The organism is Corallococcus sp. BB11-1 (assembly GCF_026626625.1).
Classification (GTDB): Bacteria; Myxococcota; Myxococcia; order Myxococcales; family Myxococcaceae; genus Corallococcus; species Corallococcus soli.
In genome coordinates this window covers 13958-32190 of record NZ_JAPNJY010000020.1, presented here as the reverse complement: position 1 = coordinate 32190, position 18233 = coordinate 13958, and the positions used below count along the sequence as shown (strand labels likewise).

Below are 18233 nucleotides of genomic sequence, written 5' to 3'. Positions count from 1 at the left end.
TGGCGCGAGCGCGGCATCGCATTGTGGCCCCTGCCCACGTGTGATGGATTCACTGCATGAGAACCTTCGCCACGGATGAGCGGCTGGCGTACCGCCGCGTGGGCAATGAGCTTCAGCCCCGCCCGTCCGAGGACCACGTCCTCTCCTACGAATACCGGCTGATGCAGCTGCCGCTGGTGCGGCCCGACCACCCGGAGGTCGTGCCGTTCGACCTCAAGGCCGGCTACGACTGGCTGGGCACCTACCGCGCGCCCCGCATCTCGCTGGTGGGCTTCGTGGACTTCGGCGCCTTCGCCCAGAGCCCCCAGTTCAACCGCTTCATGAACGCCGTCGCCATGACCGCCGCGGCCCGGAAGATCGCCTGGGACATCGTCGAGCGGCGCAAATACAGACACCACTTCACCATCTGCAACGGACTCCACGAACGGATGCCCGCGCAGGACATCGTCCCCTTCGTGAAGCAGCGGCTGGCGGGCTTCCCCCGCTTCCGCGTCCAGGTGAAGGGCGGCTGGTTCTGGGGCAAGAAGAACGGCCGGATCTACTTCCCCGTCTACCCGGAGCTGACGGAGGGCACGGATCCGGTGGACCACCTCACGGAGGTCCAGACGCGCCTGGGCCACCCGCTCCACCCCGGCTTCTACATCGGCTGTCTGCAGTTGATGGACCACCTGCGCTTCAACTCCGAACTGGACGTGCACGAGGCGGACGAACTCTTCGGCGTGCTGCGCGGCTTCCGGGACACCACCCTCGTGGAGCTGGACGTGAGCGAGCTGTCCATCCTGCGCACGCACGACGACCTCATCCTCAAGAGCCGGGTCCTTGAGCGCGTGCCACTGACGGGGTGACGGGCTCATTCGAACTCCTGGAGCGCGCTGCGCAGGAGCACGCGCTCATAGGCATTGCGGACCAACGCGCCCAGCGGGCCGATGATTCGCGTGAGGTCCGTCTCGCGGTACAGCGCGGGGTGGTGGAGCAGCTCCAGCACCGCGGCGACGAGCGCCGGCTCCACGCGGTAGTCGAACATCCCGGGCCGGCGCGGGTGCGCGAGCCCCGCCTGGACCGCGTCCGCCATCAACGCCGCCTCGCGGGCCACGACGCGCAGGTACACCTCGCGGGACGCCGCGGGTTCGGAGCGAAGCGCCGCGAGCTGGTCCGCGGCCTCGCGCCACGGCGCGGTCAGGGCGTCCGGGAGGGGAGCGACGAGCTCCACCTCCTCGGCGAGGCGCAAGCGGAGGTGGACCAGGAACTCCCCGGGCGAAGGACGCCACGTCCGGCCGACGACGGCGCCAGGCAGCTGCTGGACGGCCGAGGTGGCGCGCCGGGTGGGCTGCCCTTCCGACTCCAGGAGCCTGCGCAGCTCCCGGGGGTCGAAGGCCGTGGCGGCCTCTTCCAGGGTCGCGCGCGGGTCGTCCGAGGAGTGCATGAGGCTCAGCGCGCGCGTCGGCGCCTGAAGCCGGCTGCGCAGGTGGTGCGGTGAGCGCTTGCGCGGCTCCGCGGACCCCTTGAGCGCCTTGAACTCCGCGCTGGCCGACCGGCCCGGGGTGCGAAGCAGCAGCGCGCAGGAGGACTCCAGCAGGTACACCTCGCTCGGGATGGCCCACGTCCTGTCGAGCGCGATGGGGCGGTTGGGGCTGTACACCGCCTCGATGCTGCTCTGCGTGTACTGGACGAAGCGGCGGTCCACGGCGTGGAAGCCCTCGCGCGCAAGGAACGCGAGCGCCTCCTCCGCGAGCCCCAACCCGATGGCGTACGGGTCGAAGAACGTGAAGACGAACTCCTCGGTCCCCGGACGCGAGCCGTAGGTCTCCACGAGGTCGGACACACTGGCGGCGTTTCTCATGTGGGATCTCCACTCACGGGTTCCACCAGCCACAGCGCCTCGGCCGGCGCGAGCCGCACGTCCCCCTGGCCCTGGCGCCCGCCCAGCAGGTCCCTCCACTCCCGCAGCGGAGAAGGGACGGACACGGGCTCCACACCGAAGTTCACCAGCACGTGCAGGGACTGACGGCCATGGCCTCGCACCAGGTGGAGGACGTGCGGGGCTGGCAGCCGCGCCTCGCAGCCTGAGTCCTCCCGCAACGCGGGCGTCTGGTCGCGCAGGTGGATGAGGCCCAGGAGGGACTTCAGGATGCGCGCGTGCACCGGCTGCCTCATCAGCGCGCGGAGGGCTCCATACGGGTAGCGGTGCCGGTTCGCGGCGCGGGGGTTCGTGGGCTCGACGCCCTCCGCGTCCGGCAGTCCGAAGAGCGTGGGGAAGTAGAGGCAGGGCGTGGCGGGGAGCGCGAAGAGCAGCGCGTGCGCGGCCAGGTAGCGCTCGACGTCGAGCCCCGCCTCGGTGGAGAAGATGCGGTGCAGGGAGCTGTTGAGTTCGTACGGTCGGGGCTCGCCTCCCACGTCCGCGTGGGACATCCGCACGTCGGCGCGCTCCAGCCTCGCGAGCACCCGCCCCAGCGTGGGTGCGTCGAGCGGTGGATCCATGGGACGCAGGTGCACGCCGTCGTGCGTCTGGAGGAAGGCGTAGCCGTCACAGCGGTGCGCATCCGACGCGGAGGCGTTCACCCAGTCCACCAGGGGCCTGCCCTCGCCCACGAGGGCCGCCGCGAAGACGAGCAGCGGCACCGCGAGGTGGTTGTCGTGCTGCGCCAGCTCCGCGCCCAGGTAGCACCGCTCCCCGGGGCGATGGTCGGTCTCCGCGAGCAGGCGCACCGAGGGGTCCACCAGGTCCGCCACGGCGCGCAGCGCTCGCACCAGCACCTTCGCTTCGGGCTGGTGCGGCCCGCCGGGCACGCGCTTCCACACATGGGGGATGGCATCCAGGCGCACGACCCGCGCGCCCGCCGCCATCAGGCGCAGCAGCGTCCGCGCCATGGACAGGAAGACGTCCGGAGAGCCGTGGTTCAAGTCCACCTGGGAGCGTCCGTAGGTGCACCACGCCCACACCGGGCGGGCTCCCGTCTCGAAGCGCTGGAGGAGGGAGGAGGTCCGCACCCGCGTGCCCCACTCGAGGGCCCGTGGTTCGCTGAAGAGGTGGAAGTCCTCCGGCCGCCCCGCCCCGCGCAGCACGTCCCGGAACCCCGGATGCGAGGTGGACACGTGGTTCATCACCAGGTCGAGCATCAGCCCGCCCCCCACCTCCGATAGGCGCTCCAGGTCCTCCCACGCACCCAGGCGCGGATGCACGGCCTGGTGGTCCACCACCGCGAAGCCGTCATCCCCGTCCGACACATAGGGAGGGAGCACGTGCAGCAGGGCCGACCCCACGCCGCCCACCTCGTCGTGGAGGAAGCGCCGCAGCGCCGCGAGCGGCGCCTCCCCCCCGTCGAGCACATGGTCCGGGTACACGGCGATGACCACGGGCCGGGCGTCCCCCGCCGCACGCCTGGACAGGCCGTGCGCGCGCGCCCCCTCCGCCGCCGCCTCGATCTCCTGGACGAGCGCTTCCGCGCGCTCCGCTCCGTGGAGCAGGCGCAGCGCGTCCCCCAGCCGCGCCCTCGCAAGGGCGCGGCCCGGGATGGCCGTGGTCACGGAGGAGCTCATCCCTGGTGCTCGAGGACGTAGTCGATGCGGCCCTGGAGGAACTCCACCGCGCGCGCCAGCTCCGGCTCCGCCGACATGCGCGCGGCCATGCGCTGGTGGAGCGCCTCGATGCGCTTGAGGCACTCCACCAGCGGCCCCACCGCGCAGTCCGCGTGGATGGAGAGCCCCTCCGCCAGCAGGGCCCGGTCCACCTCGCCCGAGGTGGCCATCGCCTTGCGCGACTCGATGAGCAGCCACTTGCGCGCCGCGCTGGTCACCCCCTGGGTCGCGAGGATGGAGACGAGCGCCTCCTCCACGGCGATGCGCGCCACGTGCCGGCTGGACTCCTCGCTGACGGCGCGGTGGCTGATGGCGTCCTCCAGGTACTCGTGCACCTCCATGAAGTGCCGCACGGTGAGGTAGGTGGGCAGCAGCTCCACGAGGAACTCGTCCCGCCAGCTCGCGACGAGGTCCGGCTTCAGCAGCGGCAGGCCGGTGCGCAGCCGGTGCAGGAAGCGCAGCTCCGGGCCGTCGATGATGGGGATGAACTTCAGCTCGGACGGCTTGTAGAGCGCCGGCGCGATGGCGGTCATCCACGTCATGATCTCCGCGACGCGGCCCCGCTCGGCCAGCTCGACGTTGACCTCGATGCCGTCGCAGTACTGGAGCGCCTCGCTGAAGCGGCTGTTCTTGAAGCGCACCCCCTCCTGGCTCGAGATGAGCGACGTGCGGTGTGGCACCAGCACCATCAGGTCCACGTCCGAGCTGGGCGTGCCGTTGCCGGCCGCGAGCGAACCCGTCAGCAGCACGCCGCACGAGGCGGGGTCGCTGACGAGCTCCGACAGGATGCGTTCAACGTCCACGCCGTGGGCGCGGAGCGTCTCCGCGGTGAGCGGTTGACCACTGGAGAGCTGATGAATGCGCTTCATGATGCCACCTTCCCCCGTCCCTCTTGGGACAGCTGCAAGTCCGAAAAAACGTCCGCGCACGCATCCGCGACGGTGCGCACCATCTGCTCCTCATGCGTCCGCATCACGCTCAGGCGCAGCAGGCCATGGCCTGCCGGGACGGCCGGGTGGATGACCGGGTTGGCGTAGATGCCCCGGTTCCACAGCAGCCGCCACGCCTGGAGCGTGTCGAAGTCCGCGCCCACCTCCACGCTGACGATGGGACCGTCCGACGGGATGGGCCGCAGCCCGCGCGCCACCAGGGCCTCGCGCAGCGAGCGCACCCGCTCCTTCAATTGGCGCACCAGCTCCGGATCCGTCTGCAAGATGCGCAGGGCTTCGAGCGCCGCGGCCACGGAGGCCGGCGTGTTGGCGGCGGTGAAGAGGAAGGGGCGCGTGAGGACGCGCAGCGCCTCAACCTGCGCCTTGTCCCCGATGATGGCGCCGCCGCAGGAGCCCAGGCTCTTGGAGAAGGTGATGGTGATGAAGTCCGCGTCCTGGACGATGCCCTCCTCCTCCACGGTGCCCAGGCCCCGCTCCCCCACCGTCCCCAGGCCGTGCGCTTCGTCCACGACCAGCGCCAGCTTCGTGGCGCGGCACACCTCCAGGAACCTGCGCAGCGGGGCCCGGTCCCCCCGCATGGAGTAGACGCCCTCCACGACGCAGAGGCCGGGGGTGTCGTCCTCCGTCGCCTGGGCCAGCAGGTGCTCCGGGTCGTTGTGACCGAAGCGCTTCATGTTGGCGCGCGCCAGCCACACGCCGTCCAGGACGGAGGCGTGCATCTCCTCGTCCACCCAGGCGCGGTCGTTGCGGCCGAGCAGCGCGCTCATCAGGCCCAGGTTGGCGCCGTAGCCGGTGGAGAACACCATGGCGCCGGTGCGGCCGTAGAAGCGCCGCAGGGCCTCCTCCAGCTCCTCGTGGAGCGCCAGGTTGCCATTGAGCAGCCGCGAGCCCGTCACGCCCGCGCCCCAGCGGGCCGTGGCCTCCTGCGCGGCGGCGATGACGCGGGCGTCGTTCGCGAGCCCCAGGTAGTTGTTGGAGCCGAAGTTGAGGATGTCCCGGCCCTCCATGCGGGTGATGGGGCCGGTGGCCGACTCCACCCGCGTGAAGTACGGGAGGCGACCAATGCGCTTGCCCAGGCGGGCCTGCGCCACGCGCGGGTCCCCGAGCAGCCTCTGGATGACGGGCGCCCGTGGGCGGCCCGCCGTGTCTTGTTCAGGTCGTGTCATGTTTGGTGTCCCGGAAGTCGAACGCCAGGATGGCGGCGGTCGCGCAGACGGCGGTGAAGGTGAGGATGACGGCGGTGCTCTGGAGCACGACGCTCCAGCGGCCCTCGCCGAAGGTGGACTCGTTGAGCGCGCGCAAAGCCCAGTAGTGCGGCGTGGCGTAGCCGAGCGTGCGCGACCACCCCGGCAGGGCTTCGGTGACGACGATGGCTCCGCCCACCGCGCTGAACGTCACCAGCACGAGGTAGGAGAGGTTGGAGAGCGTGGCGGTGCTGCGGGTGAGCGCGAAGAGGAGGAAGCCCAGCGCCGAACCGCTGGCCACCAGCGCCGCGCCCGTGAGCGCCACCTGGAGGACGCTGCCGTGCAGCGGCAGCCCCAGGAACACCGCCGCGAAGCCCGTGAAGAGCAGCAGTTGCACGAACGACATCGCGCACGCGGGCAGCACCTTGCCCATGGCGAACGCGAGCCTCGGTGGGCGGATCAGCGCCTGCCTGCCGTGGGTGTGGTACCAGAAGTCCCGGTAGAACGCGTGACCCGAGTACGTCACCACCATGTAGCTGAACATCACCGCGAAGCCGATGGTGGCCCGGCCCATGGCGCCCGGCGCCGCGTCGAGCCCCGAGACACCCGGGCCGAGGATGGCGGAGAGCACCGCGGGCAGGATGAAGATGAACACCATGGCCGTGCGCTCACGCGCGAGCACGCGCCACTCGGTCCGCGCGTAGCACCCCACCACGTTGACGAAGCCCGCCACCCCGCTGGGGGCGGAGGGACTGCTGGAAGCGATGTCGTGACTCATGGGCCCTCGGACTCCCTGGCGAAGGCGCTCAGGGACGGGTCCCTCAGCAGGATGTCGCGGAGCCGGTTGCCGGACAGGCGCAGCTCGGACAGGCGGACGTCGGAGGGGACCTCGCCCAGCTTCGAGCGGACCTCCTCCAGGCTGCCGGCGGCGAGCGTGAGCTCCCACGCGCCCTCCGCGGGCGGGGACGTGGGACGCGCGCCGCGCAGTGACAGCGTGCGCGACTGGTTGGACAGGACGGTCCCCAGCGCCCCCAGGTCCCGCGTCCTTCCCTCCCGCAGCAGCACCAGCTCCGTGGACAGCTCCTCGATGTCCTCCGGGTAGTGCGCGGTGACCAGCACCGCCGCGCCCTCCTCCCGCCAGGCGCGCACCCGACGCACCACGAGCTGGCGCGCCTCGAAGTCGAGCGCGACGGTCGGCTCATCCAGCAGCCGGATGGGCGGCGCGTGGACGAAGCTCGCCGCCAGGTGCACGAGCCGCCGCTGTCCTCCCGACAGGTGGTGCACGCGCGTGCTGGCGATGGGACCCAGCGCGAACTCATCCAGCGTCCGGGTGATGGCCGCCTTCGCCTCCCCGCGCCCCAACAACAGACGGGCAAGGTGCCCGACGTTCTCCTCCACCGTGAGCACGGGATACAGCGCGATGGCCTGCGTCGCGAAGCCGATGGCGCGGTGAGCGGGGAGTGCCCCCACGTCCAGCCGCACCGAGCCCCCGCTCTTGCCCCGCACGGTGCGGGTGAGCGCCCCCAGCAGCGTCGTCTTGCCAGCGCCGTTGGCCCCGAGCAGCCCCACGGAGGTCCCTCCCTTCAGGAGGAGGGAGACGTCGCGGAGGACGGGCGCCCCTTGCGCGAACGCGAAGGACAGCCCCTCCGCGCGGAGCAGGATGTTTCCGTGCGGCGGGCCCATGGACTGACCAGGCCGGCCAGGAGGTTTGATTGGGTCCTGAAATACTGTTTCTTCAGGAAAAGCTTTTTTGTCGGTCATCGTCGGGATGACCTTCTACAGATGCGGTCTGACATCCAGCGTCAGCCCATCGCGTCGAAAAATGACGCGGAGGAACTCAGTGCGTTCAGGATTCGTTCCGGCACGCCATGCGCGAAACCACGTCAGGGGTTTCGCCGACAGCCTCCGTCACGGAGCACGCATGAATCCCTTCCTCATCACCCGTCGAACCCTTCCGGCCCTGGCCCTTGGACTCCTGTTCTGGGACTGCAAGGGTTCCACTCGCGGGCCGGAGGGCACGACCCGACAGGAGAGCTCCAACATGGCCCAGTCCTGGGTCACCGTTCCCGCCACGGACGCGAGGATTCAGTACGTCGGTCGGACGTACCGCTCCAGCACCGGGGTCGTCTTCTCCCACCCGGGCGTCACGGTGCGCGCGCGCTTCTGGGGGGACGCCCTGCGCATGCGGCTCGACGACGCGGGCACGGGCGGCGAGGTGGGCACCAACCACTTCGACGTCTCGGTTGACGGCGCCCCACCGACCCGGCTCGCCGTGCGGAGCGGCGAGGCCACCTACCCGCTCACCCCGGCGCTGACGGTCGGGCTGCACACGGTGGAGCTCCTCAAGCGCACCGAATCCATCGTGGGCCCCAGCAAGCTCGTGGCGCTGGAGGTCCATGGCGAGCTTCGGGAGCCGCCAGCCCGCCCGGGGCTCCGGATGGAGTTCATCGGGGACTCCATCACCTGTGGCTACGGCACCGACGTCGCGTTCATCCCGGAGTCACGCTCCTGGAGGGCGCCCACCTTCACGTCGAAGCATCAGAATCCCAGACGGACCTACGCGTGGCTCACCGCCATGAACCTGGGCGCGGAGCCCGTCCTCGTCTGTTATTCGGGCCATGGTGTCTATCGCAACCTGGACCTGACGACGTCCGGCCTGCTGCCCGCGCTCTATGGGCTCGCGGTGCCCGGGCATCCCGCGGCGTGGGAGTTCACGGACGGCTCTCCGGACGTGATTGTCATCAACGTGGGCACCAATGACACGCTCGCGGGCAGCGGCACCGACGCCTTCCTCCCGGACGAGGCCGGCTTCAAGGCCGCCTACCGCGCGTTCCTCCAGCGGCTGCGGACGCTCCATCCCCGCGCCCACATCGTTTGCACGCTGGGCAGCATGACGGATGGATACAAGAAACTCGAAGGGCACGGCGTGGTGAAGTCCGTGCACGTCGGGGATTGGATCACCGGACTGGTGGAGGAGCGGCGCCGCTCCGGGGACACCCGCGTCCACCGCCACGTCATGGCCGAACAGGACCCCGCCACCGATGGCGTCGCGGAGGATTGGCATCCTTCCGCCGCCACGCACCAGAAGATGGCGGAGTCCCTGACCCGGTTCATCCGGGACGTCGTGCTGCCCTGAGCCGGCGCCTACTGCCTGACGCGCAGCGTGACGGAGGTGAACACCTCCACGCTCTTGCCGTCCACCTGGACGAAGTGGCTCGTGTAGCCCACCGGCTTGATGAAGATGCCGCTCGCCTCGTGCTCATTGACGGACTTGGCGCCGAACCGCGCCATCTGCATCGTGCCCATGGCCATGCCCGTGCAACCCACGCACTTGGGCGCGCGGTGCGCGAACACGTTGCCGCCCTCGATGTTGTTCGTGCCGTTCAGGCGCGGCTTCGGCACGGAGATGAACAGGCGCTGGTCGGTGCCGGGAATCTCCCAGACCGCTCCCATCGGGAGGGGGCTGGTGCTGTCGGCGTTGGTGCCCACCGGACGGAGGGTGATCTCCGTGAAGCCATTGCTGGCGATGGCCGAGTTGATCTGGACGATCTCCTCCTTCTTCGTCCACCCCAGCCAGTGGAGCTGCGGGAGGTTGTAGTTGTCCGACGCGAAGATGCCCATGTACGTGCTTGAGTCGCCGGACGACTTGACCTTGCCGGTCGAGGGGTCCCGCACGTTGCCGTGAGCGAGGCCGAGGACGTGCCCGACCTCATGGGCGTAGTCCCGGAACAGGGTGCCCTTGAGGTTGACGGTGCGCGAGCCGGCGTTCGAGGTGGAGCAGATCCCGCCAGGCAGCACATACACCGTCAGGAACGCGTTCGAGTTGGTGGTCTTCTGACGGGCCTGGGTCTTCGCCGTCGCACAGTTGCTGCTCGTCACCGCCACGGTCTGCGTACCGACGATCTCCAGGCTCACCTGGTTGCGCGACGCGACGGCGTAGTAGTCGTAAAGGTTTCCGACGACGTTCCGGATGGTGGTCATCGCGGGCGTACTCTTGCCCTCGAGGGTCATGCGGACGATCTTGACGGTGTGCTTCTTGTTGAGGGCGCCCAACCTGCTGGCGCTGTTGTAGTTCTTGACGCAGGTCGACTCCGTGGCGCCACAGTCGTAGCGGTGCGACGAGGGGAGCACTTCGGCGTCTTGAATCCGGTACGAGCGCACCTTGTCGTTCGCGCTCGCGCCGCTCGCGAACGACGTCTCACAGAGGTTCGCGTCGTTCTCGACGGTGACCGAGTCGCCGGCGCAGTCCGCGCCGGCATGGAGCGTCACGGTCTTGCCGATCGGCACGTCGATGAAGGAGGCGCCCGCGGTCGGCGCGAGGGTGTGGCAGCCGTTGGACGTGGCCTCCTGGAGCACCAGGGAGGCGCCGTTGCAGCTCTCGCGCACGCGGACGGCCGGAGAGCGCGGGGCGATGAGCTGCTCGCGCAGCGCGGTCCAGTTGGCCGCGGTGCAGCTCCCTGACTGCACCGCATCAACGAAGACGCCGTCCTCGAGCTCCACATGCTCGTAGGTCAGGCACGTCTCCACCATCTCGCTCCAGTGCTCCCAGTCGCAGGTCCCCGTGTTGGCATACGTCTGGACACACGCGAGCGCCGCCCCGAGCTCCGCGGAGACGACCGACTGCTGGGTGGACGCGACGGACGCCTCGATGCCCGTGCCGCCGGACTGCTCGTGGGACGGGGACTCCAGGTCCTCGCCCTGACACCCTGACACCAGCGCGCCGCACAGCATGGCGCCCATCATGGACAGCTTTCGCATACTTCTCCCTTCGCAGCCCGTGGCCGCGAGACATGTGCATGGATGCTTCAATGGAGGTTCCAGCCTGTCGGCTGTGCATTCAGGACTGCCAGGCCCGCGGGTTGCGCGGCCGGCGCCCTTCATGCCCGAAAGACTCTTACGCGAATTTCTTTCAATGAGTGACAATCGTTGAAATATGTTTTGTGTACCACCCACATGTCTTGATACATGAGAATCTGGATTGCGCGACGCAGCAGCGCGCGTGACAGCGCGCATTGACGAACACCGGCGCTGCGGCGCGATGCGCAATCCGAGACCCGGTCCTGGCCCCGGAGCCGCGCACGATAACGCCAGTCACATCGCCGGGTTTGTTCACAGGCCTTCATGGGTAGTCTCAAACCTGCTTTTGCTGATTCAGATTGCAGGACACCCCAGCAGGCTGTCCGCGTGGTCGTGACAGGAATTGTCGGGGCGCCGTGCTGCCTTGAGCCGGGCCGGCCCCTCGCCCGCCGCGACGCCCTGCGGCATCCGCGTCCTCATCTGACCTGGCGGAGCAACTCCTTCTCTCTCAGGCTCCGATAACGCCCTGAACCCGAGAATCCAGAGGACCCGACCACGGACATCGACGGAGCAGGAAAGAGCGGCATCCGCCCGGTGACGCCGCGGCCCCTGAACCCCCAGGCGGCGCCCGGCGCCCCGAAGAACCAGGTGGCCCGCCCCCTGGCCCAGGCGGACGTCTTCAAGTCGCGCGCCAGGTCCACGGGCTCCACTCCGGGCAACGCATCGACACGTACCTGGGGAACATCCAGGACGCGGTCTGACGCGGGTGAAGCGCAGGGCGCTCCAGGGGCCTCTCCCTCGCGACAGGGAGAGGCCCCCTATACCAGCGGCCTGATGCGTCCCACCGCGCGCCAGCCTTGTTGCGGCATGAGGCAATCGATGCGGCACCCAGGGGTGCGCGGGATGACGGAGCCTACGGTCGAACAGGCGGGGCGCCCGTCACGAAGACGGTGAACAGCTCGCCGCTGTGGACCCGGGTGTGGTGGGTCAGGGATTGGCGGACCCAGTCCCACTGGAGGATGCCTGCGCCCTGATACAAATCAGAGACGACCACGACAGGCGAGGTTCGCATGTCCCGGGACATGGCCTCCTGCTCGGCGGGAGAGAAGACCCCCGGAGCCACGAACCAGCTTCGGCTCCCGTGGCTGCCTGGAAACAGCCCTTCGGGAAAGCCGGTGGTCAGGAAGTACATGGGCTGGCTCCCCACCACGCGAAGCACCTCGTTCACCTCCTGTCTTTCGGCTGGCCGAACCCAGGTGCCAAGAAGATGCGCGTCCGGAGTGCGCTCCTTCCAACCCCGGATCCCCGCCCTCACCATCTCCGTGCTGCCCACCAGGGCGATGGCCACCAGGGCCCAGCGAAAAGCACCGCGCTCAACGACGCAGAAGACACCGACGACCAGGAGGCCCAGATAGGTCTGCCAGGGTCCAAAGAAGAGCGTCGTGAACGCGAGATGAAGCACGGCGCAGGTGACGCCCACCTCGGCCCGGGGCTGGTTGCCTCGGACGCCCGAAAGCGCGCGCGCAGCCCCAAGCACCAAGAGCGCCGTCCCGAGGATCCAGAACCCAGCAAGCGTCCCGAGGTAGTACTTGAAATTGACCCCAGAGGGAGCCACCAGCGTCGTGATGAGTCGCGTGAACCTCGCGCCGCGAGCGGAGTAGTGGACGGCCCCCACCAATGGAATCGCCGTGCGCAAGGTGCTCTGGAACCCGAGGATTGCCACACACGCCGTCAGGGCCAGCGTGGCGGTCACGACGGCGGGCCGTAGCTGGCGCCAGGCCTCGCGGAGCCCGGGCACGCGACGCAGAATCCAGAAGACCAGGAGCGCTGAATAGAGGATGCCCATGCTGGGCTTCACCAGGGCGGCCAGCACCGCGAGCGCCAGGGCCCGATCGCGTCGGCCCTCCATGTGACAGGCCAGCGCATTCAGCAGGCAGGCGGATTCCAGGCCATACGTCAGGTTGAAGCCGAAGTTCCGGACGAAGAACTGCGTGCAGAGCAGCGCCATGGCAAGCCCTGTCCAGTTCGTCTCCAGGCGCGCCATGCAGCGAGCCAGACCAAGGATGGAGCCCAGCGACAGGAGCGCCACGAGCGCCAGGTGAGCGGGTGCGGTGCGTCCCACCAAGCCATAGCCGATGCGGCTTACGACGGCGGACAGCGGCCCGTACGTGTAGCCGAAATCCACCCCTGGCCGCAGCTCCGACGCCAGAAGGACATCCAACTTCAGTGAGGCGCCCGCATCCGCGAGGATGAAGTCAGGGAAGGAGGCCAGCGTGGGGTAGTGCAGCGCGAAAAATGCCGCTCCCACCAGGAGCGCGAGCAGCAAAGAGGGAGAGAATGGGCGAGGAAGGGAGGCGGCGGCGGGTGCGTGCATGAAGGCTGACAGCAGACGGGCGCGAGCCGGGCATTCGTCCATGCGGCCCATCGCGACCACCAGTGTATCCGAGGCCTGCTGGGACGTATAGGAAGGCCAGGACTCCCTGTCCGGCGCGTCATCCTTGCCGTAGCGCGGGCGTCCCGTGTGCATCAGGGGCGCTTCCCCCGAGTGGCACCCTGGCCGGGAAAACGGATGAACCGTGTCCCGACTTTGAAGTAGGACTTCCCCATGGGCGCTTGGCGCAGGCGCGTGGGATGACAGACACGACGACACGGGTCCGCTGGCGACGCGCCAGCCTCGCGGGGTGGCTCGCCTTCGCCCTGTGCGGTGTCACGGTGGGGGTGCGCGCCGCCACCGTCGCCCCGGCGCCGGAGCGCAAGCACCTGTCGGACGTGGAGCGCGCCCAGGCAGGCCGCGCGGCCGCCGCCGAGGAGCCCAGGTGGCGCGCGCAATCGCTGCACAACTTCCCGGGGGACCGCTGGTCGCAGGACGACGACTTCAGCGCCTCCGAGCGCCAGTGGGCCACCGGGGAGGCCGAGCGCCGGAAGGTGCCCGTGGAAGAGGTGTTCCGCGCCGTCGATGACGAGCTGCGCGCCAGTGGCCCGCTCCGGCCGCCGCGCAAGGCCACGGCGGCGCCCTGCAAGCCGCGCGCTTTCTACGACTGACGCGCGGATGAGGCCCCTCCCCTCCCCGTTGCTCCGGCTCATGCACCGCGCCGCCACCACCGCGGGTCTGCGTCTGGCGTTCTTCGGCCTGCTCGCGCTCGTGGCCGCCTGGGAGCCGCTGTCGCAGGTGGGACGGACGAATGACTTCCGCGACGCGCACCTGCTTCACGCCTACGAGGAGGCCGGCGCCCGCACCGTGGCGACGTATGGCCAGGCGCCGCTGTGGAACCCGTGGACGTGCGGTGGCCAGTACGCCCTGGGCAGCGCACAGACCCGCGTCGCGTCGCCCACGGTGCTCCTGTCCGCCGCGCTGGGCGCGCACCGCGCGCAGGCCGTGGTGCTGTGGCTCTTCCTCGTGCTGGGCATGGAGGGCTTCTACCGCTTCGCGCGACAGCGCACGGGCTCCTCGGTGGGGGCGCTCGTCGCCGCGCCGCTCTTCGGACTCGCGGGCTTCACCGCGCACGCGTGGTCGCTGGGCTGGCTCAACTTCGCCGGCTTCCTGCTGCTGCCGTGGCTGCTGTTCGGCACGCGGCGGGCGGCGGAGGGGCACCTGGACGGCGCGGCGCTGGTGGCCGGTGGCTTCGCGCTCCAGCTGGGCTTCGGCAGCTCCTACCCCGTGCCCATCAGCGCGCTCTTCGTCGCGCTGGAGGCGGTGCGCACGCTGGTGTCCCGGCCCCTGCGCCGAAGCGGCCGGTGGCGGCGTGGGGTGTGGGCGCTCGGCGCGACGGCGCTCTTCACCCTGGGCGCCTGCATGTTCCGCCTGTGGCCCCTGGTGGAGACGATGCGCTCCGCGCCCCGCCTCATGGCCGGCACGCCGGGCCACTCGCTGCTGACGGTGGGGCGCGAGCTGCTCCAGTTCCCCAGCAACGCCGACGTGGGCCACTTCTTCGTCGCGCCCCTCGCCGTCCTCCTCGCGCTGGGCGCCGCGCTCTCCCGCCGCCGCGCCGCGTACCCCACCGTCCTCGCGGGGCTGTGCGTGTGGTTGGCCGCGGGCTACGCCGCGAAGCCCTCGCTGTTCGCCGCGCTCCGGCTGCTGCCCATCTTCGGGACGCTTCGCTACCCCGAGCGCTTCCTCGTCCCCGCCGGGCTCTTCCTCGCGGAGCTGGCCGCGCTGGGGTTCGCGGCGCTGATGCTCCGCGCGCGGTGGGGGACCGCGTGGAGGTGGACCGCGCGGGTGGCGTGCGGCCTGGCGCTGGCGGGCATCGCCGTCCAGGTCGTCGGCTTCCACAGGAACGCCCGCCGCGTGACGCTGGTGCCCACGCCCCTCGCCGTGGATCAGCCCTTCGCCCAGGCCCGTGGCAACCGCTGGGCACAGGGCGCCTTCCTCCCGCTCAACCGGGGCTCCATCGCCTGTGGCGAGGCCTGGCCCGTCCCCATGTCCGAGCGCCTCAGGGGCGACCTGCTGCGGGAGGAGTACCTGGAGGACGCCAGCGCCGGCAGCGCGCGACGGGTCGAGTGGACCCCCAACCGGCTCGTGGTGGACGTGGACGCGACGCGGCCCACGGCGCTGCTCATCAACCAGAACTGGCACCCGGGCTGGAAGTCCTCGGTGGGCGAGGTGGTGTCCCGCGAAGGGCTGCTGGGCGTGACGCTGCCCGAGGGCCACCACCGCGTGGTGCTGCGCTTCCTGCCCCGCTCCGGACTGGGAGGCGCGGCCGTGTCGGTGCTCGCCTGGGTGGGCCTGGCGGTGCTCGCCTGGGGCCCATGGCGGCGCGGCGGCGCGTGGCCGGGGCCTGGTGCCGTGGCGGTGGCCGTCGTGCCCCTGGTCGCGATGGGCGTCCTGCTGGCGGCCTGGCGCGAACCGGAGGCGATGCCCGTGCTGCGCAACCCGGATGGCTCGCTGCTCGGGACGGCGGAGCTGCCACCGGACGCGCGAATCCTCCACGGACGCTTCGAGCGCCCCGTGGAGCTGGTGGCGGCCCAGGTGCCGGCCGCGCCCGACGCGCAGGGCATCGTCCCGCTGGTCCTCTACTGGCAGGTGCGGGGGAAGGTGCCCCGGTCGGTCGGCATCTGGGTGCACGTCACCGGCCCCGGGGAGCGGAAGACCGCCGACCACGCCGTCGTCGGCGGCACCTTCTTCTTCAGCGACGCGCCCCGCCGCGCGCTGCTGCGCGACGCCTTCGCCCTCTCCACGAAGGACTGGGAGCCGGGGCAATGGAAGGTGCGGGTGGGCCTCTGGTACGCGGGCGGGGACGGCTCACGCCTCCAGGCCTTCACGGCCGACGACGCGCCTGTCCCCGAGGATGGCTTCGAGGTGGGGACCCTCACCGTCCCACCCAAGCCGTAGGCCTGAACCTCAGCGGACGTACTCCGCCAGGTGCTTGCCGGTCAGCGTGGACCGCGCCGCGACCAGGGCGGCCGGGGTGCCTTCGAACACGATGCGCCCGCCGTCGTGGCCCGCGCCCGGCCCCAGGTCGATGATCCAGTCGGCGTGCGCCATGACGGCCTGGTGGTGCTCGATGACGATGACCGACTTGCCGGAGTCGACCAGCCGATCCAACAGCCCGAGCATCTGCTCCACGTCGGCCAGGTGCAGTCCGGTGGTCGGCTCGTCGAGCACGTAGACGCCGCCGTCCTCGCCCATGTGCGTCGCGAGCTTCAGCCGCTGCCGCTCGCCACCCGACAGCGTGGTGAGCGGCTGGCCGAGCCGCAGGTAGCCGATCCCCACGTCGGTCATCCGCTTCAGGATCGCGTGCGCGGCCGGCGTGTGCGCCTTGCCGGCGCCGAAGAAGGCGACCGCGTCCTTCACGGGCAGGTCGAGCACCTCCGCGATGTTGAGCCCGCCAAGCCGGTACTCCAGCACCGCCGCCTGGAACCGCCGGCCCTCGCACTCCTCGCAGACCGTGGCGACGCCGGCCATCATCGCCAGGTCGGTGTAGATGACCCCGGCGCCGTTGCAGACCGGGCAGGCGCCTTCGGAGTTGGCGCTGAACAGGGCGGGCTTGACGCCGTTGGCCTTCGCGAACGCCTTGCGGATCGGCTCCAGCAGGTCGGTGTACGTCGCCGGGTTGCTCCGCCGCGAGCCGCGGATGGGGGACTGGTCGACCGTCACCACGCCGTCCCGGCCCGACACCGAGCCGTGGATGAGGGAGCTCTTCCCCGACCCGGCCACGCCCGTCACCACCACCAGCACGCCGAGCGGGATGTCCACGTCGACCTTCCGCAGGTTGTGGGCGCTGGCGCCGCGCACCTTCAGCACCCCCGAAGGCTTGCGCAGCGACGGCTTCAGGGAGGCCCGGTCGTCCAGGTGCCGCCCGGTGAGCGTGCCGCTGGCCCGAAGCGCTTCGACGGTGCCCTCGAACACCACCTCGCCACCCGCGGTGCCAGCGCCGGGGCCCAGGTCGACGACGTGGTCGGCGATCTCGATGGCCTCCGGCTTGTGCTCGACGACCAGCACGGTGTTGCCCTTGTCGCGCAGCCGCAGCAGCAGGTCGTTCATCCGCTGGATGTCGTGCGGGTGCAGCCCGACCGTCGGCTCGTCGAACACGTACGTCACGTCGGTGAGCGACGACCCGAGGTGCCGGATCATCTGGATGCGCTGGGACTCGCCGCCCGACAGCGTCCCTGACGGCCGATCCAGGCTGAGGTAGCCCAGGCCAATCTCCACGAACGAGTCGAGCGTCCGCAGCAGCGTCGCCAGCAGCGGCGCGACGGACGGCTCCTTCAGGCCGCGCACCCACTCGGCCAGCTCGTTGATCTGCATCGCGCAGGCCTCGGCGATGTTGAGCTTCTTGATCCTGGAGGACCGGGCGGCCTCGTTGAGCCGGGTGCCGCCACACTCGGGGCAGGTGGTGAACGTCACCGCCCGCTCCACGAACGCGCGGATGTGCGGCTGCATCGCCTCCTTGTCCTTGGTCAGGAACGACTTCTGGATCCGCGGAACCAGCCCCTCGTAGGTCAGGTTCATGCTCTCGAACTTCACCTTGGTCGGCTCCCGGTAGAGGAAGTCCTGGAGCTCCTTCTTGGTGTAGTCGCGGATGGGCTTGTTCGGGTCGAGGAAGCCCGAGGCCCCGAAGATGCGCACCTGCCAGCCGTCGGCGGTGTAGCCCGGGATGGTGAGCGCGCCCTCGGCGAGCGACTTCGTGTCGTCGTAGAGCTGGGACAGGTCGATGTCCGTCACCGAGCCCATGCCCTCGCAGCGCGGGCACATGCCGCCGGAGACCGTGAACTCGCGCTTCTCGGTCTTCGCGGCGCCGCCGCCCTTCTCGACCGAGATCTGCCCGACGCCTCGGACCGACGGGACGTTGAAGGAGAAGGCGTTGGACGAGCCGACGTGCGGCTTGCCCAGGCGGCTGAAGAGCACCCGCAGCATCGCGTTGGCGTCGGTCGCCGTGCCGACCGTCGAGCGGGAGTTGGCGCCCATCCGCTCCTGATCGACGATGATGGCGGTCGTCAGCCCTTCCAGGACGTCGACCTCCGGCCGCCCCAGCGTCGGCATGAACCCTTGCACGAACGTGCTGTAGGTTTCGTTGATCAGCCGCTGGGACTCCGCCGCGATGGTGCCGAACACCAGCGACGACTTGCCAGAGCCCGAGACGCCGGTGAACACCGTCAGCCTCCGCTTGGGGAGTTCGATGCTCACGTCCTTCAGGTTGTTCTCGCGGGCACCCCGGACGCGGATCAGGTCGTGGCTGTCCGCCGGGTTCAGGCTGGAGGAGGGCTTGGGCTTGGTCATGGCGATGGA

13 protein-coding genes are annotated in these 18233 nt (G+C 70.2%); 4 read left to right on the top strand and 9 right to left on the bottom strand.

What is annotated here, in order from left to right:
* Positions 1-56: 56 nt before the first annotated feature.
* Positions 57-845, top strand: a complete 789-nt coding sequence (locus OV207_RS16245) for a hypothetical protein (protein WP_193428452.1) — start codon at positions 57-59, stop codon at positions 843-845.
* Positions 846-850: 5 nt separating this feature from the next.
* Here OV207_RS16245 and OV207_RS16240 read toward each other — a convergent pair whose 3' ends face one another.
* From OV207_RS16240 to OV207_RS16215, 6 genes are read right to left on the bottom strand one after another with little or no spacing between them, the layout of a single operon-like run.
* Positions 851-1840, bottom strand: coding sequence for a nucleoside-diphosphate kinase (locus OV207_RS16240; protein WP_267556113.1), 990 nt, complete (start codon positions 1838-1840; stop codon positions 851-853).
* Positions 1837-3537, bottom strand: coding sequence for an alpha-amylase family glycosyl hydrolase (locus tag OV207_RS16235; protein WP_267556112.1), 1701 nt, complete (start codon positions 3535-3537; stop codon positions 1837-1839). The genes OV207_RS16240 and OV207_RS16235 overlap by 4 nt, the downstream gene beginning before the upstream one ends.
* Positions 3534-4445, bottom strand: a complete 912-nt coding sequence (locus OV207_RS16230) for a nucleotidyltransferase domain-containing protein (RefSeq protein WP_267556111.1) — start codon at positions 4443-4445, stop codon at positions 3534-3536. The genes OV207_RS16235 and OV207_RS16230 overlap by 4 nt, the downstream gene beginning before the upstream one ends.
* Complete coding sequence (locus OV207_RS16225) at positions 4442-5692, bottom strand: aminotransferase class I/II-fold pyridoxal phosphate-dependent enzyme (RefSeq protein ID WP_267556110.1); 1251 nt, start codon at positions 5690-5692, stop codon at positions 4442-4444. Before OV207_RS16225 ends, OV207_RS16230 begins: the two co-directional genes overlap by 4 nt.
* The gene (locus OV207_RS16220; RefSeq protein ID WP_267556109.1) at positions 5679-6488 is read right to left on the bottom strand and encodes an ABC transporter permease; all 810 of its coding nucleotides are present in this window, start codon (positions 6486-6488) and stop codon (positions 5679-5681) included. The genes OV207_RS16225 and OV207_RS16220 overlap by 14 nt, the downstream gene beginning before the upstream one ends.
* On the bottom strand, positions 6485-7393 hold the full coding sequence (locus OV207_RS16215) for an ATP-binding cassette domain-containing protein (RefSeq protein WP_267556108.1): 909 nt from the start codon (positions 7391-7393) through the stop codon (positions 6485-6487). Before OV207_RS16215 ends, OV207_RS16220 begins: the two co-directional genes overlap by 4 nt.
* Before the next feature lie 358 nt (positions 7394-7751).
* On the opposite strand from OV207_RS16215, the gene OV207_RS16210 reads away from it, so the two are divergent.
* Complete coding sequence (locus OV207_RS16210) at positions 7752-8846, top strand: SGNH/GDSL hydrolase family protein (RefSeq protein ID WP_267556107.1); 1095 nt, start codon at positions 7752-7754, stop codon at positions 8844-8846.
* Between the two features lie 8 nt (positions 8847-8854).
* Here the strand turns inward: OV207_RS16210 and OV207_RS16205 are convergent, their stop codons facing one another.
* Positions 8855-10468: a hypothetical protein gene (locus tag OV207_RS16205; RefSeq protein ID WP_267556106.1), complete on the bottom strand. Its 1614-nt coding sequence runs from the start codon at positions 10466-10468 to the stop codon at positions 8855-8857.
* A 952-nt stretch (positions 10469-11420) separates the two neighbouring features.
* The gene (locus tag OV207_RS16200) at positions 11421-13034 is read right to left on the bottom strand and encodes a hypothetical protein (RefSeq protein ID WP_267556105.1); all 1614 of its coding nucleotides are present in this window, start codon (positions 13032-13034) and stop codon (positions 11421-11423) included.
* 104 nt (positions 13035-13138) lie between these two features.
* Between OV207_RS16200 and OV207_RS16195 the strand changes: the two genes are divergently transcribed.
* Together OV207_RS16195 and OV207_RS16190 are read left to right on the top strand one after the other, a co-directional pair.
* On the top strand, positions 13139-13549 hold the full coding sequence (locus tag OV207_RS16195; RefSeq protein ID WP_267556104.1) for a hypothetical protein: 411 nt from the start codon (positions 13139-13141) through the stop codon (positions 13547-13549).
* 7 nt (positions 13550-13556) lie between these two features.
* Positions 13557-15836, top strand: a complete 2280-nt coding sequence (locus OV207_RS16190; RefSeq protein WP_267556103.1) for a hypothetical protein — start codon at positions 13557-13559, stop codon at positions 15834-15836.
* Positions 15837-15845: 9 nt separating this feature from the next.
* On the opposite strand, the gene OV207_RS16185 is transcribed toward OV207_RS16190, so the two are convergent.
* Positions 15846-18224, bottom strand: a complete 2379-nt coding sequence (locus tag OV207_RS16185; protein WP_267556102.1) for an excinuclease ABC subunit UvrA — start codon at positions 18222-18224, stop codon at positions 15846-15848.
* Positions 18225-18233 lie beyond the last annotated feature (9 nt).